Genomic DNA, 15,289 nt, shown 5'->3' with positions numbered 1-15,289 from the left:
CGCCCGACAGTCCGCTTTCGTTATCGCTTTCGACGGAGTTCACTATGGCGGATAACCTCTTCCGCGCCACGCAGGATTTTCATCGCTTTGCCCTGGCGTACCGCGAGCAGTTTCCCGACGATGTATTGACCATTACGCAGCCGGTGGCTGCGGATCAGGACGTCACCGCAGTCGTGGCCGAACTGGCCGCACGCGGACGGCATGACATGTTGATCTGCGAAAAGGTCGACGGACTTGCCACGCCGCTGGTCACCAATTTCTTCGCTTCACGTACACGCATTGGGCGCTTGTTCGACGTCGATGCGTCGGGCTTATTCGACGCCTACCAGCAACGTGCGAATGCCCCCATCGCGCCGGTTTTCGTGCCGACCGGTCCGGTTCTCGATCAGGTTATCGAAGGCGACGCCGTCGATCTCGCGCAACTGCCGATGATCCGCCACTTCGATACCGATCGTGGTCCATACATCACCAACTCGGTGATCATTGCCGAAGATCCGGTGACGGGCGTCGCGAATCTCAGCTATCACCGTTCGATGCGGCATGCACGCAATGCGCTTGCGACCAGCCTGCATTCACGCGGCCACCTCTGGCGCATGCTGCAAACCGCTCAAGCGCGCGGCGACACGTTGAAAGTCGCGATGGTGATCGGTGCGCATCCGTTGTTCATGCTGGCCGCCGCGGCACGCGTGCCCTTCGGTACAGACGAGCGAGCAATTGCAGGAGGATTATTCGGCGCGCCGCTGGAATTGGTACGCACGCCGCGTTACGGCATCGGCGTTCCCGCTTCCGCTGAGTTTGTCCTTGAAGGCACGATCGATCCGCACGCTCACGCAGAAGAAGGCCCGTTCGGCGAATTCACCGGCTATTCGTCGGACCGATCGACCAACAACGTGTTGCGCGTCGACACGATGATGCGACGTAACGATGCGTGGCTCGTCGACGTAGTCGGCGGCCCGTACGCCGAGCATCTGACGCTGGCCCGTTTGCCGCGCGAAGCGGAAATGAGCGAGAAGCTGAAGGCGCGCTTTCCTTCCGTCACCGCGCTGCACTATCCGAACTCGGGCACACATTTCCACTGCTACGTCGCGTTGAATCAAACGCGCGACGGCGAAGCACGTCAGATCATGCTCGCGCTGCTCGGCTGGGATCCGTATCTGAAGAACGTCGTCGCGGTGGATAGCGATATCGACATCACCAACGATTCGCAAGTGCTGTGGGCGATCGCCACGCATTTCCAGCCGCATCAGGACGTATTTATCGTCGACGGTTTGCCGGGCAGCCCGCTCGATCCCTCATCATCCGCTGCGGGCACCACCTCGCGCATGGGCATCGACGCCACGCGCGGTTCCCACTTCGACGGCGTTCGCGCGAAGATCAGCGAACGGGCGTCGCAACAAGCGGTTGAGATTCTGGCACGCGTCGCCCTCGGGGCACTCCAATGACCCCGCGGCGACTCGTAGTCGGCATCAGCGGCGCGTCCGGCTTCACGTACGGCGTGCGCCTGCTGCAACTGCTGCGCGATCTCGACATCGAAACGCATCTGACGGTCTCGCGCAGCGCCCTGCTGACCATGACGCACGAAACCGACTACAAGTTCGCCGAAGTCAGCGCTCTCGCCAACTTCACCTACCGTTGCGACGATATGGCCGCAGCCATTTCTAGCGGCTCGTTCCGCTCGCTGGGCATGATCGTCGCGCCCTGTTCGATGAAGACGCTTGCCGAAATTGCCAGCGGCATGTCGTCGAGCCTGATCTCGCGCGCCGCCGACGTCAGTTTGAAAGAGCGCCGCCCCTTGGTGCTGCTGGCGCGTGAAACCCCTTACACGTTGGCGCATCTGCGCAACATGATCGCCGTCACTGAAATGGGCGCGATCGTCGCCCCACCGGTGCCAGCGTTTTACGCACGGCCTGTTTCGCTCGACCAGATGATCGACCACACGCTAGGCCGCGTGCTCGACCTGTTCGGTCTCGAAGCGGGCACTGTCAAACGCTGGCGAGATTGCGAGGCAGAAACCCCGTTACAGGAAGCAGCACAAGCACCCCATATCGCCTGACAAGTCGAACCGCACCAACCGCAGTACGAACGAAGAAACGGAGATAAGCCATGAGTCACATTCACACCACTCACAATGAAATCGAGAAAATCCCGGTCACGGTGCTGACCGGCTTTCTCGGCGCCGGCAAAACGACGCTGCTCAACTACATCCTGCGCGAGAAGCACGGGCGCAAAATCGCAGTGATCGAAAACGAGTTCGGCGAAATCGGCATCGACGGTGATCTCGTGCTGGAATCGACCGAAGAGATCTACGAGATGACGAATGGTTGCGTGTGCTGCGTCGGTGCGGTGCGTGAAGACCTTGTGCGAATCGTACGCATGCTGGTGGAAAGGCCTGACCGGCTGGATCACATCATCGTCGAAACGAGTGGGCTCGCTGACCCGTATCCGGTCGCACAGACCTTCTTCCTCGACGACCCGATCGCGAAACAGGTGACGTTGGATGCGGTCGTCACGATGGTGGATGCGAAGCATATCGCCGCGCACCTGGACGATCTGGTGCTCGACGGCAGCGACAACCAGGCGGTCGATCAGATCGTCTGCGCGGACCGTATCGTGATCAACAAGGTCGATCTGGTGACTGCTGAGGATATCGCTTCACTGACGGAGCGCATTCGCGGGTTGAATGCCACAGCAGAGATCGTCGAATCGAGCTACGCCCAGATCGACCTCGACAAGATTCTCGGCGTCGGCGCGAACGAGTTTTCGCAGATTCTCGTCGAGACGGACGGCTTGCATGAAGAAGCGCACACCCACGCGCATGAACACGAGGATCACCACGACGAGCACGAAGCCCGTCACGATCATGAACACGCCCATCATGACGAAGATCATACCGACCACCAGCACGACGAAAGCGTGTCTTCGGTGGGGATCGAAATCGATGCCGACATCGATCTCGACGCGCTGCACGCATGGCTTACCGAATTGCGCGAGGCCGATGCCGCCAACCTGTTCCGCATGAAAGGCATCCTCGCCGTGCAAGGCCAGTCGCACCGCTATGTACTGCAAGGCGTGCACAACGTCATCGAATTGCGCGCGGCACAGGTGTGGGGCACTGAACCGCGCTCATGCCGCATCGTATTCATCGGACGCGATCTCGATCGCGCCGCACTGACCGACCGCTTCCACGCCTGTCTTGCCGTGCCGGTTACGGCCTGACGGGAGAGCCGGTCGGTGCGCGAAGTGATGCTGCACGGCGAGTCCGTGCGGCGCGCTCCGATCGAAAACGATAATCGCTGTGCGTGGGACCGGAGCAAGCGCTAAAGCGCCAACTCCGGCCGACATGGAGACACGTCATGAACACCGCCATACACCCCGTCGATCGGATTCTGCCGAAGCGCCAGATGATTACGCTCGGTTTGCAGCACATGCTAGTGGCTTATATCGGCGCGATCGCAGTCCCGTTGATCGTCGCGTCGGCACTAAAGATGTCGCCGGCCGACACGACCGTACTCATCAGCACCGCCCTGTTTTGCTCAGGCATCTCCACAATCTTGCAGACCGTCGGCTTCTGGAAGTTCGGCGTACGTCTGCCGATTCTGCAAGGCGTCGCGTTCAGCAGCGTCGGGCCGGTCATCGCAATCGGCTTGAGTCCGGGCGTTGGCTTTGCAGGCGTGTGTGGCGCGGTGATTGGCGCGGGTCTCTTCACGATGTTTGCAGCGCCTTTGGTCGGACGCTTACGAAGATTTTTCCCGCCTGTGGTGACCGGCTGCATCGTTACGGTGATTGGTTTGCAACTGTTCCCTGTGGCATATCAATGGGCCGGTGGTGGGGAGGCCGCACAGCAACAGTTCGGCGCGTTGCCCTTCCTGAGCGTCACGCTGTTCGTCGCGCTGGTGATTCTGGCGATCAACCGTTTTGCCGGCCCGTTTCTGCGCAATCTCTCGGTGCTGATCGGATTGATCGCGGGTGGCATTCTTGCGTGCTCGCTCGGCATGGGCAACTTCACAAGCGTCAGCGCCGCGCCGTGGTTCACGCTGCCGATGCCGTTCCACTTCGGCACGCCCGTGCTCTCGCTGGTGCCGGTGCTGACGATGATCGTGGTGATGGTGGTGCAGATGGTCGAATCGATGGGACTGTTCGTCGCCATCGGTGACATTGTCGACAAGGACGTCAGCGAGGAAGACGTGGTGCGCGGCATGCGTGCGAACGGTCTGGCGAGCGCGATTGCGGGCATGTTCGCGGCGTTCCCGTTCATCGCCTTCATGGAGAACGTCGGCCTCGTGATCCTCACCGGCGTGCGCAGCCGTTGGGTCGTGGCGATCAGCGGCGTGCTGATGTGCGTGGTGGCACTGGTGCCGAAGATCGGCGCGGTGGTCGCGTCAACGCCCGCAGCGGCACTTGGTGGCGCCGGTATCGCGATGTTCGGCGTGGTGGTGGCGGCCGGTGTGCAGACGCTGGCGAAGGTGGACTTCGAACGCAATCGCTACAACGTGCTGATCGTTGGCTTCACGATCGCCACTGCGCTGATTCCTGTGATGGCGCCGCAAGTCTTCAAACACATGCCCGACTGGACGCAGCCCTTCCTGCATAGCGGGGTGGTGCTGGCATGCCTGGTATCGGTCGTGTTGAACGCGGTGCTGAATGGCGCGCATGAGGAAGAGAAGATCGTCGAAACGCACAACCTCGTGCGCGAATAAGCGGCCCTATCAGCAACCAATGCAGCAGAACGAGCGCGGCCACCGCGTCCCGTTGGACCGACGGTCGCTTCGCAGCAACTGAAAGGACATTGAATCGTGAGCATGCAAACTGAAACGCTGCTGATCAAGAACCCTGTCGCGGTGATGAACGGCCGAAGCGGCCGAGATGGCAATAGCGCACGCCTGGGTCAGGTCGATCTGCGGATTCGCAACGGCCGTATCGAGGCCATCGCCCCCAACCTTGAACCGCGCGCCGATGAGCGCGTAATCGACGCGCGTTCATGCGTCGTTTATCCGGGCTGGGTGAACACGCACCACCATCTGTTCCAGAACCTGCTGAAGGCGGTGCCGTCAGGCATCAACGCCGATTTGCAAGAATGGCTGGCCGCCGTGCCGTATCCGCGTCTCGCGCGCTTTACGCCGGATCTCGCGCGCGTCGCTGCACGTCTGGGCTTTGCCGAGTTGTTGTTGTCCGGCGTGACGACCTGTGCCGATCATCACTACCTGTATCACGCGGACGGCACCACTGAAACCGGCGATCTGCTATTCGACGAAGCGGCGTCGTTCGGCATGCGTTTCGTGCTGTGCCGCGGCGGCGCATTGCAGACGGCGGGCGATCATCCGGGTTTCTCCAAAGCGGCTTTAAAACCCGAGACGCTCGATCAGATGCTTGCCGACGTCGAGCGTTTGAAGTCGCGCTATCACGATTCGGGAGCGGCCTCCATGCGTCGTGTGGTGGTTGCACCGACTACGCCGACGTTTTCACTGCCGCCGGAACTGCTGCCTGAAGTCGCCCGCGCGGCGCGGCGCATGGGGCTGAGGTTGCACACGCACCTTTCCGAAACGACCCGTTACGTCGACTTCTGCAAAGAGCGCTTCAACAAACTGCCGGTCGAGTTCGTCGCCGATCATGAGTGGCTCGGGCCGGACGTCTGGTTCGCTCACCTCGTGCATCTGCAGCCGAGCGAGATCGCGATGCTTGCGGAAACCGGCAGCGGTTGCTCGCATTGTCCGGTGAGCAATGCGCGACTCGGCAGCGGCATCGCGCCGGCACCGCAGATGGCGGCGGCGGGCGTGCCGATGTCGCTAGCCGTAGACGGCGTCGCCTCGAATGAGTCCGGCAGCATGACCAATGAAGCGCACTTCGCATGGTTAGTGCATCGGGCGGCGCAAGGCGCGTCGGCGACCACCGTCGAAGAGACGATTCATTGGGGCAGCGCGGGCGGCGCAGGCGTGCTCGGCCTCGACGCGGTCGGCACGCTTGAAGTCGGCAAGGCAGCAGATTTTGTGCTTTATGACGTTAGCGATCTACGTTTCAACGGGTTCCATGACGTGGCGGTGGCGCCGGTGACGGCGGGAGAGCCGGCTCGTGTTCGCTACAACGTGGTGAACGGTCGTGTCGTGGTCGACAACGGCGCGATTCCGGGCCTCGATCTCGAACAGCTTCGCTATGAAGCGGCCAAAGGCGTGAAGCTGTTGCTGGCCGACTAACCCGCCGACGCACTCAAGCACCAAAGGGACACACCACGATGCAACACAGGAGAATCCGACTCGGCATTCTCACGCCATCGTCGAACACGGCGTTGGAGCCGATCACTGCGGCGATGCTCACCGAATTGCCGCACGTCAGCGCACATTTTGCGCGCTTCACGGTAACGGAGATCGCGTTATCGGAGCAGGCACTCGGCCAGTTCGACACGAGCCGGATTCTCGCAGCGGCGTGTCAACTGGCCGATGCACGGGTGGACGTGATCGGCTGGAGCGGCACGTCGGCCGGCTGGCTCGGCTTTGAGCGTGACCAGGCGTTATGCCGCCAGATCACCGAGGCGACCGGTATTCCTGCGACGACCTCGGTACTGGCGCTCAACGAGATTTTCACCAAGACAGGTGTGCGGCGGTTCGGTTTGGTGTCGCCATATATCGACGAGGTTCAGCAGCGGATCGTACGCAACTACGAGAAGCTAGGCATCGAATGCGTTTCAGAACGACATCTCGGCTTGCAGGACAATTTCAGTTTTGCCGAGGTGCCGGATACGCAACTGGCGATCATGATGCGGGAGGCCGCGTTTGCGAGGCCGGATGCGGTGGCGACCTTCTGCACGAATCTGCACGCAGCGCATCTGGTGCGAGCGTTTGAGATGGCGACGGATATTCCCGCGTATGACACGGTGGCCACTGTCGTTTGGAAGGCTTTGAAAATGTTGGGCGTGGACACCAACCCGCTTAGGAGTTGGGGCAGGTTGTTCGAGGAAGTGGGTTGAACGCGGCCCAGAGGGTGCAGTGAGCAAACTGGACGAGTCCGGGTTTCAAAGACAGATAGCTTAAGGGCGCAGCTCAGTGCGCCCTTAAGCGAGCCAGGCTTCATTGTTTCATATGCGTGGCGGGCGGCAGCGCAGCCAACCGCAAATGCTCGACACCTTCTGCGAGCGCAAGTGTCGACTGCTGTCCGTCGCGCATACGAATACTGATCGTCCGATCGCGTTCATCGCGCGAACCGACTGCGACGAAGATCGGCACTTGCTTTTCCCTTGCGTCAACGACCTTCCTCTCCAATCGCTCCGGTCGGCCGTCGAGCAGCGCTCTGATGCCGGCGTCGTCAAGCGCCTGCATCACCTCCTGCGCGTATGCCGCATTCGCATCGCTGATCGTCGCGACCACAACCTGTTCCGGCGCAAGCCACACCGGCAACCACCCTTCGTGATGTTCGAGCAGCATCGCGATGAAGCGCTCCATGCTGCCAAGCACCGCGTGATGAATCATCACCGGCCGCTCGCGTTCGTTGCGCTCGTTGACGAACTCCGCGTCAAGCCGCTCGGGCAGTACGAAATCGAGCTGGATCGTGCCGCATTGCCAGCTACGTTCACGGCTGTCCGTTAGATGAAACTCCAGTTTCGGACCGTAAAAAGCGCCCTCTCCTTCGAGTACGTCGAATTCAAGGCCCGCTGCACGCGCTGCATTGGCCAGCGCCTCCTCCGCGCGATCCCACGTTTGATCGTTGCCCGCACGCATCGCAGGCCGCGTGGCGAGCGCTACCTTGAAGTCAGGGAAACCAAGATCCGCATAAACAGCACGCAGCAGCGAACAGAAGCGGCCGACTTCGGTTTCGATATGCGCCTCCGTGCAGAACACATGCGCATCATCCTGCGCGAACGCACGCGTACGTTTGAGCCCTTCAAGCGATCCCGAAGGTTCGTCACGATGACATGCGCCGAACTCGCTATAACGAACCGGCAGGTCGCGATACGACCGCACACGCTGGTTAAACACCTGCACGTGACACGGACAACTCATCGGCTTCAAACATAGCGCGCGCGCTTCTTCCGCATCGGCTAGCGAATACATCGCAGCGCCGAACTTCTCCCAATGGCCGCTTTTCTCCCACAACGAGCGCGCCAGCAGTTGCGGCGTACGGATCTCGCGAAAGCCCACGCGGCGCATGCGGGCACGAATGTAGTCTTCCAGCACGCGGTACAGCTCCCAGCCGCGTGGGTGCCAGAAAACCATACCGGCGCCTTCTTCCTGCTGATGGAAGAGGTCGAGTTTGTTGCCCAGTACACGATGGTCGATGTCGTTCACGATGACACTCCGTTTGATTTGATCTTTCAGATACTGAGGATCGATGCCGCAAACGGAGGTTCAGAAACGCCAAAGGCCCCGTCCGTTTCCGGCGGGGCCTTTGGTGGTCTGCCACAGCTTCTTGCTTCTAGCGTGCGCAACCTCCAGACGACCCGCCTGTATAGGTGGTCGTCGTGGTGGTGACGGCGGCGAAGGGAATCGAGTGGAAGTCCATGGATCGACAGTAAACGATTTTGTGGCAACACGTCAATCGCAATCTGGATAAGCGATACGATGGATGTTTGATCCGAAGCCGCCGCATCTTCGCTAAACTTCGACCCACCATCCAATCGACCGAGCATTTCACCTTGACCATCCACATCCGCCCCGCCCACGTAGCCGACGCCGCCTTGATTCTCCGCTTCATCACCGAACTCGCGGTGTATGAAAAAGCGGAGCACGAAGTTGTCGCGACCGTGGAAGACATCGAAACGAGCCTGTTCTCGACCACGTCCACCGCGAAGGCTTTGATCTGCGAAATGAACGGCCAGCCAATCGGCTTTTGCGTTTACTTCTTTTCCTATTCAACGTGGCTCGGCAAACAGGGGCTCTATCTGGAAGACCTGTACATATCGCCGACATCGCGTGGCAGTGGCGCGGGCAAACAGATGCTTCGCCATCTTGCGCAAATTGCATGCGAAACAGGCTGTGGACGCTTCGAATGGAGTGTGCTCGACTGGAACGAGCCGGCAATCGGCTTCTATGAGTCGATCGGCGCGAGCGCGCAAAGCGAATGGGTTCGCTACCGGCTGGCTGGCGACGCACTCACGGCGTTTGCTGACGGCAATTCGTGAGACACGCTTACCTCCGAACAGAAATGTAGCCAGCGAATTGATTAATCCCCCACGCTGCTCGCCACCGGAGCGACTTCAAACGCGTCCCCCGTGGCAAAGAACGTCCCGCCCGCCACGTAATGGCATGTGCGCAGATCGGCATCATCGCCAAAGTGCCAGCGGTTGTTCGAATAGACGCGGCTGTCCGCATAGGCGGCGACCACTTCACCAATGATGAGATCGTGCCGCTGGCTATCGTCCGGAATCACCTTGCATTCCATCCACGTGATGCAGCCCGCCAGCATTGGCACATCGATTTGTTGTGCAGGGAAAGTCTCAAGGCTGAAGGCCGCGAACTTGTCGAGTTCAGCGCCTGCGTTCGTTCCCACTGCCAGCGTCTGCGCGGCAAATCCGCGGCTCGGCAGTTGCAATCCGAACACGCCGCTCGCTTCGATCAGTTGCCGCGTGAGCGTACGGCTGTCCACGACCACGACGACCTTTGGCGGGGTGAAATCGAGCGGCATCGCCCACGATGCGGCCATCACATTCGAGCGGCCGCCGTGCGCGCTGGTAATGATCGTGACAGGGCCGTGATTCAGTAGCTGCGTGGCCCGCGACAATGCGACGGGTTCCCGGGTGACTTTCATACGTGCTCTTCCGCGTGAAATGGATCAGGCAGATTGTAGCGGGGACACGCAAAACGGGTGCAACGTGCCGCATGACACAGAAAGTGAAAACTGTGCCAGGTAGGTGAAAAACTGCCGATGCAGTTAGCGAATCGACCTGGGCGGCCGACGCTTTTTTGCGTGGGCTCGCCCGTCTGTGCCTGTCTCTGATCGATCCCTAGGAGCCGCCCGCATTCGAAGCGTGAACGGCCGATCTACCGTCAACTGCGGACATTTCGACGCTGATCGATCGGTCACTACCGGACACCTGTCAACGTTTCGCTCAGTGCCCACAACCGCTCGGCCGCGGCTTGATCGATAGCCCAAGGCAGCACACCGTCAAGCGACGCGTGATTCGCAGCTACCGCAGTGGCAATATCCGCGTTTTCGCAGTAGACGCCACCAATTGCGTCGAGCGCCGGATTCGTCGCACACCATACCGTCGTCGCAGCACCCTGCTGCACGGTCTTATACGCCGTGCGCTGGTCTTCTGGTATTTCACCGTCCTCGTTTCGATAGCCAAGCGCCTGGAGTTCCTTGATCGTGATGGACCGCTGCAGGCCCGTCTCGATTCGGCCAGGATGCACCGCAAACGCCCGAACCCCGTTCCGGCGACAGTCCCCCGAACGGCACGATGCAGCGCTTCGTCATGGCGAGATGGACGGCATTCAATTGCGGCAGGTCGTCGGCGAGCGTCACCGCGCTTGCCGGAAACGACGCGAGCACTGAGTGGTCGTTTCTGGCAGATTTGTGTCTGCTGTATCGGGAGGTTCCTCGTACTGTCCCTCAGAAAACGACATTGACAGTCGAGATCATAAGGAGTGCCCGCGAGTGATCGATAAAGCGCATTTCGTCGGGCTGTATTACCTCGAGATAGTGGTCGTCGGTATAGTACTTGACGAGGTCGTCAACGTTGTCGAACCACAGTTCCGCGATTCCATCAAAATGATGGTCCGGGAGATCGATGCCCGGGATCGTCGCGCCGGTATTGTGTGCCTGTTCGTATCGCTTTACCAGCGATCGCGTGAACTCATCTCCACGAAGCAACGCCGCGTGAACGTCTCGATGGTAGTTCACAAACTCCTCCCGAGTTATCGATGTGTTCCTCGGCAGCAATACAGTCAGCTTGATCATGGTGTGTCTCCAACTCTGTTTATATCGCTCAGCCTCTTCACCTAGGAAACAGGCTCACTTTGCCGGGTCGCCTTATCGCGAGGCGCACGGCTCACGTACTCGCGGACCACGGGCCTCGCCTTTCGGTCCATCTTATTGTCACTCGTTGAGCCCTATCCAACAGTTGCCCAAACGACGCCGAATATTCATGGGGCGCCGCGCCGACTGCATTCGTGTGCGCAGCCGGCGCTTCCGCTTTGCTAGCTCTCCCGCAGCCCCGGATAACTCTGTACGTAGTCGAGAACTTCGATGTTCCGCTCCTCCCGCAGAGCGCCCGAAATCTCGGCTTCATACGTCTTCCTATAGGGCCTGGTAAACAGGTTATTCATGAAATAGTCGATGTCGCAAGACCAGGCTTCATAGATAACCAGCGACGTCGGATCGTCCTTCGAATGATGCACCCATGCGTGAACGAACTCCTTCTCGGCGCTCATTGCATCCCCAACGTCCGCGAGCAAAGCCTTGATCCTGTCGAGTTTCTCAGGCTTGATCTTCAGGTGGACCACAGCGGCGAACCCGTCTTTCATCTCCATCTCCTTGAATCACATAACTCACCAAAATATGTTCCCGTCGCCACAACTGATCGTCACAGTGACAGTCCTGCCGCGACGGGAACGTCCAACCTAAGCCGATCGGCCTTCCTATGCGTTAAACCCTCCGTCAATCGTCAGACTGGCACCTGTAACAAATGCAGCCTCATGACTCGCGAGATAGGCAACCATTCCCGCAATCTCGTCTACGCGACCAAATCTTGGGACTGCAAGCATCTGCTTGAAGGTCGGCGCATAGGGGCCGTCGGACGGATTCAAATCCGTGTTTGTCGGACCGGGCTGGACGTTATTGACCGTGATTCCCCTCGCACCCAGATCGCGCGCTAGTCCACGGGTGAATCCGGCTACGGCCGCCTTCGTCAACGCGTATACGCTTCCCCCTTCAAAAGGCATTCTGTCGCCGTTGCAACTTCCGATTGTGATGATGCGTCCACCTTCCTTCATATGTCGTGCCGCAGCTTGCGATGCCATAAACACACCTCGGACGTTGATTGCCAACATGCGCTCGAAATCTGCCGTCGAGAACTCATCGATGTGCGAAACAACGATGATGCCAGCGTTGTTCACGAGAATATCCATGCCTCCCCTGTCCCGCGCCACCTGATCGACTGCGGCGGTTACTGCTTCAGGCACTGCGCTGTCAGCTTCGATTGCCCACGCCTTGCCCCCCTCGTCGGCAATCGCACGGAGCACGTTGTCGGGCCCGTCGAACGCACCCGGATAGGTGACCGTGACGTGCGCGCCTTCCCTGGCAAGACGTTGAGCGATGCCAGCGCCAATCCCGCGTGCGCCTCCGGTTACTAGCGCGACCTTTCCTGTTAGCTGTTTCATCAGATGTCTCCGTTCCGTTCGTCAAAAATATGTTTTACGTTCGTTGAGCATAATCAATGCTGACGGCCTTGATAGGCGCGACAGGCCAGGAAAATCCTTCCTCCAGCGGGCTTCTGCCGTCTTCGCACTCGCTTCGATCGTCCGCTCTACATTCGCAAAGCATTCCTAACAGTTTGTTCAAACTATTGTCTTCTTGAATATATTCAGGCATTTGGAACAACCTTTTTGAACTGGCCTCCTAGCTGCCGTCGTCCTGCGCAATTGCAGCAAGCGGTTTTGGCAGGAAACGCATCTGGCAGCCTCGGATCGACGAATCTCTATCCAGCGGTTGCAGTTGGCTTATCGAGCATTGGTCCGCATCACGGTCTACTTTCCCCAATTTTCAGCGCGTTAAAGGACGTGCTGCTCGGCGCATCGACGCCAGACCGCTGAACGCGACGAGTGCTCCGGTAGCCCACGGGTAAGACAAGTGCCGGACAACCCGCACGGCGATGCGGTACCTGATGGAAGGGATACGTCGTGCCGCTCGTGCAGGGGAACCCGAGAGTCAGTGCGGATCGAGAGGCCACAGGAATGGCTCGATCGCTTCGAGGAACGCACCGGGCGCTTCTTCGGGAATAAAATGGCCGCAGTCCGCGATGACCAAGCCGGCCACGTTGTCGGCGATGAGTCTCGCCGTGCCTTCGACATACTCACCCAAAGCACGCGACGCACCCACTGCGAGAATCGGCATCGGCAGACGCGTCTTCACACGCTCCTTGTTCCGCTCCATATTGACGTCGATGGCACGGTAATACTCGAAGCTCGCGCGCAAGGATTCGCTATTCTTGACGGCGTCGACATAGACCTCGACGGCATAATCCGGAATGGCGTTTGGCGAGCCTGCCTTGCTCGCAAACTGGTGACCGAAGTAAATTTCCTCGCGCCCCTGCACCATACGCTCATTGATGCCGAAGGCGCGGTTGAATCCGACGTGCCAGAGGTTATCACTCAGTTGCCGGACGTCGAACACCGGCGGCGACGGCGTCACACCCGGGAAAATGCTTTCCACAATTACCCAACGCTCAATCCGATCCGGCCTTGCAGCCGCCATTGCATATCCGGTCCAGTTGCCGATGTTGAACCCCATTAGCGCAAAGCGTTCGTGGCCGAGAGCTGTCATCAGCCCAAGCAGGTCGTTTGCAAGCGTGTCGGAATCGTACCCGACAGCGGCTTTTTCGGAGAGTCCAACGCCACGCGGCTCGACAGCGACAACGGAGAACTGCTGTGCGAGGCGCGGCATAACGTAGCGCCACGCATACCAGGTCTGGGGCCAACCGCACACCAGCAGTAGCGGCGGCCCCTCGCCACCGATCACGGCGTGCAGACGCAGGCCGTCGACGTCGATATAGCAGCTCTCGAACGTCTTGGCAAAGCCATCTGGCAGTTCGGGGACCCCGCATACCGATCCCGCTCCGGTGGCTCGTTCGATATGAGCCACGCCCTCTCGTAATGTGGTGTCAGACATAGTCGCCTCCTTGAGTGCCAATTTCGGTGTACCGGACCTTGACTTAGATCGTGTCCGCATTAATGGATAACCGCGAAATAACACTGCACACAACACTGCGCAGTTCTGTCGTCGGATCGCCCCATCAACAGCTAGAACGAATGGGTTATCCCGACGTTTGCTCCGAAAGCTCCTCCGGATGGCTCATACAATGGGCCATCGTTGGAAAGGCCAGTGTCCATCTTTCCGCTATTGTTCACGTAGCCGAACTGCGTATACAGCATCGTCCGCTTCGAGAGCAAATACCGCACACCGGTAGCGACCAAGATCGAATGATTGTTCGAGTTGTTCCCGTCCCGAGTAAACCACGCACCGGCGTCGAGGGTTAGAGCAGGTGTCGCGGCATAACTTGCCCCACCCCCGTATACACGGCTATCGAAGGATCCCGCGATCTTAAAATTGACGAACACCGCCCTGAATGTCAAATTACCGAATGTATATCCAACCCCAATGGTGCGTCCCGTGAAAGCTACCGTCGAGGATGCTGGAGCGGAAGTAGTTGCATCTCCTGCGTTCCCGCTATAGAAGGCCGCGTTAGCGAAGACGCCGTTCCGATCATAGGTCAAGCTTCCCGAGTACTGCCTTGCGGCCTGAAAGTGGCCCGCCTCTCCACCGAGGGCGATCATGACACTTCCTTGTAGTCCGGCGAAAGTCGGACTTGAGTAAGTAATCGCGTTGGAGTTAAACAGCCCGGTGGTAAGAACACTGTCAACGTAAATCGGCGCTAGAGATCCAAAATCCGACGCGCCTCGCGCATCCGACTCGATTAGCGCCATTACGAACGGAGAGAATTGCAAGCCCGCCGTGACAGAACCGAAGTTGCCCCCTAGCTGGAGCCATGCCTGACGGCCAAACAGGTTCCCATTCGAGTTTCCGGTACTACCGTTTGCGATGTTAATGCCACTCTCGAGTTTGAAAGATGCCTTAACCCCTCCCCCCAAATCCTCAGCACCCGTCATACCAAATCGCGAGCCAAAAGACTGGCCATCAATCATCGCGATTTGACGACCTGCGTCCCGACCTGTCGACAAATTCAAGGTCCTGCTTGCATAAGATAACGAATCATCGACGATTCCATACAGCATGACATTGCTCTGCGCGTACGTGCAGCCCATCAATTCCACGAACAACGCGGGAGCGACCGCGCAATGCAGACCAATCTTCATGTAGCTGGTTCGTTTCATCCTCCGTCTCCTTTCATCATTCTATTACTTGTGTAGCTTTCCTAATCAATTACTCTGAACACATTCAAGCGATCTGCTCAATTTCAGGGAGCTCCTGATCTTTCCCGTTCTATATTTTCAAACAAATTTTTCTAGATGAACGGCTAAGTCACAACGTACGTCGCCCTGCGTCATGTGTTGATAGGCTGACAGACATAGGATCCTGGCTGCTTGTCATGTGTCTCCAGCGTTTGCGAATCCATCTAGGCTCTCCA

Annotated in this window: 15 protein-coding genes; 7 read left to right on the top strand and 8 right to left on the bottom strand. The window is 59.1% G+C overall.

The genetic code is table 11. The features are described from left to right. Positions 1 to 44: 44 nt before the first annotated feature. From PQQ86_RS20595 to PQQ86_RS20570, 6 genes are all read left to right on the top strand, one after another. Entirely contained in the window at positions 45 to 1,442 is a 1,398-nt protein-coding gene (locus tag PQQ86_RS20595) for a UbiD family decarboxylase (protein WP_408270868.1), read from the top strand. After that, a complete protein-coding gene (locus tag PQQ86_RS20590; protein ID WP_408270865.1) occupies positions 1,439 to 2,053 on the top strand; it encodes a UbiX family flavin prenyltransferase in 615 nt (204 codons plus the stop codon). The genes PQQ86_RS20595 and PQQ86_RS20590 overlap by 4 nt, the downstream gene beginning before the upstream one ends. 50 nt (positions 2,054 to 2,103) lie before the next feature. Next, on the top strand, positions 2,104 to 3,216 hold the full coding sequence (locus tag PQQ86_RS20585; protein WP_408270863.1) for a CobW family GTP-binding protein: 1,113 nt from the start codon (positions 2,104 to 2,106) through the stop codon (positions 3,214 to 3,216). Between the two features lie 137 nt (positions 3,217 to 3,353). After that, positions 3,354 to 4,697 (top strand): nucleobase:cation symporter-2 family protein, encoded by a 1,344-nt coding sequence (locus PQQ86_RS20580; RefSeq protein WP_408270860.1) that lies wholly within the window; start codon positions 3,354 to 3,356, stop codon positions 4,695 to 4,697. A gap of 102 nt (positions 4,698 to 4,799) precedes the next feature. Further along, entirely contained in the window at positions 4,800 to 6,188 is a 1,389-nt protein-coding gene (locus PQQ86_RS20575; RefSeq protein WP_408279258.1) for an isoxanthopterin deaminase, read from the top strand. Between the two features lie 38 nt (positions 6,189 to 6,226). Then, the gene (locus PQQ86_RS20570; protein WP_408270857.1) at positions 6,227 to 6,958 is read left to right on the top strand and encodes a maleate cis-trans isomerase family protein; all 732 of its coding nucleotides are present in this window, start codon (positions 6,227 to 6,229) and stop codon (positions 6,956 to 6,958) included. Between the two features lie 100 nt (positions 6,959 to 7,058). Here the strand turns inward: PQQ86_RS20570 and thrS are convergent, their stop codons facing one another. Next, complete coding sequence (gene thrS, locus PQQ86_RS20565; RefSeq protein WP_408279256.1) at positions 7,059 to 8,291, bottom strand: threonine--tRNA ligase; 1,233 nt, start codon at positions 8,289 to 8,291, stop codon at positions 7,059 to 7,061. 329 nt (positions 8,292 to 8,620) lie between these two features. Between thrS and PQQ86_RS20560 the strand changes: the two genes are divergently transcribed. Continuing rightward, entirely contained in the window at positions 8,621 to 9,106 is a 486-nt protein-coding gene (locus PQQ86_RS20560; protein WP_408270854.1) for a GNAT family N-acetyltransferase, read from the top strand. Between the two features lie 41 nt (positions 9,107 to 9,147). Here the strand turns inward: PQQ86_RS20560 and PQQ86_RS20555 are convergent, their stop codons facing one another. The 7 genes from PQQ86_RS20555 to PQQ86_RS20525 form a co-directional block, all read right to left on the bottom strand. After that, entirely contained in the window at positions 9,148 to 9,732 is a 585-nt protein-coding gene (locus tag PQQ86_RS20555) for a flavin reductase family protein (protein WP_408270852.1), read from the bottom strand. 275 nt (positions 9,733 to 10,007) lie between these two features. After that, positions 10,008 to 10,337: an SDR family NAD(P)-dependent oxidoreductase gene (locus PQQ86_RS20550; RefSeq protein ID WP_408270849.1), complete on the bottom strand. Its 330-nt coding sequence runs from the start codon at positions 10,335 to 10,337 to the stop codon at positions 10,008 to 10,010. 199 nt (positions 10,338 to 10,536) lie between these two features. Continuing rightward, the gene (locus tag PQQ86_RS20545; protein WP_408270847.1) at positions 10,537 to 10,884 is read right to left on the bottom strand and encodes an EthD domain-containing protein; all 348 of its coding nucleotides are present in this window, start codon (positions 10,882 to 10,884) and stop codon (positions 10,537 to 10,539) included. Between the two features lie 239 nt (positions 10,885 to 11,123). After that, positions 11,124 to 11,450, bottom strand: a complete 327-nt coding sequence (locus tag PQQ86_RS20540) for a putative quinol monooxygenase (protein ID WP_408270844.1) — start codon at positions 11,448 to 11,450, stop codon at positions 11,124 to 11,126. Between the two features lie 114 nt (positions 11,451 to 11,564). Beyond that, the gene (locus tag PQQ86_RS20535) at positions 11,565 to 12,305 is read right to left on the bottom strand and encodes an SDR family oxidoreductase (RefSeq protein ID WP_408270841.1); all 741 of its coding nucleotides are present in this window, start codon (positions 12,303 to 12,305) and stop codon (positions 11,565 to 11,567) included. Between the two features lie 547 nt (positions 12,306 to 12,852). Continuing rightward, complete coding sequence (locus tag PQQ86_RS20530) at positions 12,853 to 13,812, bottom strand: alpha/beta fold hydrolase (RefSeq protein WP_408270838.1); 960 nt, start codon at positions 13,810 to 13,812, stop codon at positions 12,853 to 12,855. A gap of 131 nt (positions 13,813 to 13,943) precedes the next feature. Beyond that, a complete protein-coding gene (locus tag PQQ86_RS20525; protein ID WP_408270835.1) occupies positions 13,944 to 15,035 on the bottom strand; it encodes a porin in 1,092 nt (363 codons plus the stop codon). Positions 15,036 to 15,289 lie beyond the last annotated feature (254 nt).

Source organism: Paraburkholderia sediminicola (genome assembly GCF_046026675.1).
Taxonomy (GTDB): domain Bacteria; phylum Pseudomonadota; class Gammaproteobacteria; order Burkholderiales; family Burkholderiaceae; genus Paraburkholderia; species Paraburkholderia sediminicola_F.
This window is presented reverse-complemented; position numbering and strand designations above follow the sequence as displayed.

Coding starts and splice junctions, on each gene's coding strand:
- PQQ86_RS20545 (WP_408270847.1), bottom strand. CDS start 10,884: ATGATCAAGCTGACTGTATTGCTGCCGAGGAACACATCGATAACTCGG.
- PQQ86_RS20525 (WP_408270835.1), bottom strand. CDS start 15,035: ATGAAACGAACCAGCTACATGAAGATTGGTCTGCATTGCGCGGTCGCT.
- PQQ86_RS20530 (WP_408270838.1), bottom strand. CDS start 13,812: ATGTCTGACACCACATTACGAGAGGGCGTGGCTCATATCGAACGAGCC.
- PQQ86_RS20535 (WP_408270841.1), bottom strand. CDS start 12,305: ATGAAACAGCTAACAGGAAAGGTCGCGCTAGTAACCGGAGGCGCACGC.
- PQQ86_RS20580 (WP_408270860.1), top strand. CDS start 3,354: ATGAACACCGCCATACACCCCGTCGATCGGATTCTGCCGAAGCGCCAG.
- PQQ86_RS20570 (WP_408270857.1), top strand. CDS start 6,227: ATGCAACACAGGAGAATCCGACTCGGCATTCTCACGCCATCGTCGAAC.
- PQQ86_RS20540 (WP_408270844.1), bottom strand. CDS start 11,450: ATGAAAGACGGGTTCGCCGCTGTGGTCCACCTGAAGATCAAGCCTGAG.
- PQQ86_RS20555 (WP_408270852.1), bottom strand. CDS start 9,732: ATGAAAGTCACCCGGGAACCCGTCGCATTGTCGCGGGCCACGCAGCTA.
- PQQ86_RS20590 (WP_408270865.1), top strand. CDS start 1,439: ATGACCCCGCGGCGACTCGTAGTCGGCATCAGCGGCGCGTCCGGCTTC.
- PQQ86_RS20595 (WP_408270868.1), top strand. CDS start 45: ATGGCGGATAACCTCTTCCGCGCCACGCAGGATTTTCATCGCTTTGCC.
- PQQ86_RS20575 (WP_408279258.1), top strand. CDS start 4,800: ATGCAAACTGAAACGCTGCTGATCAAGAACCCTGTCGCGGTGATGAAC.
- PQQ86_RS20585 (WP_408270863.1), top strand. CDS start 2,104: ATGAGTCACATTCACACCACTCACAATGAAATCGAGAAAATCCCGGTC.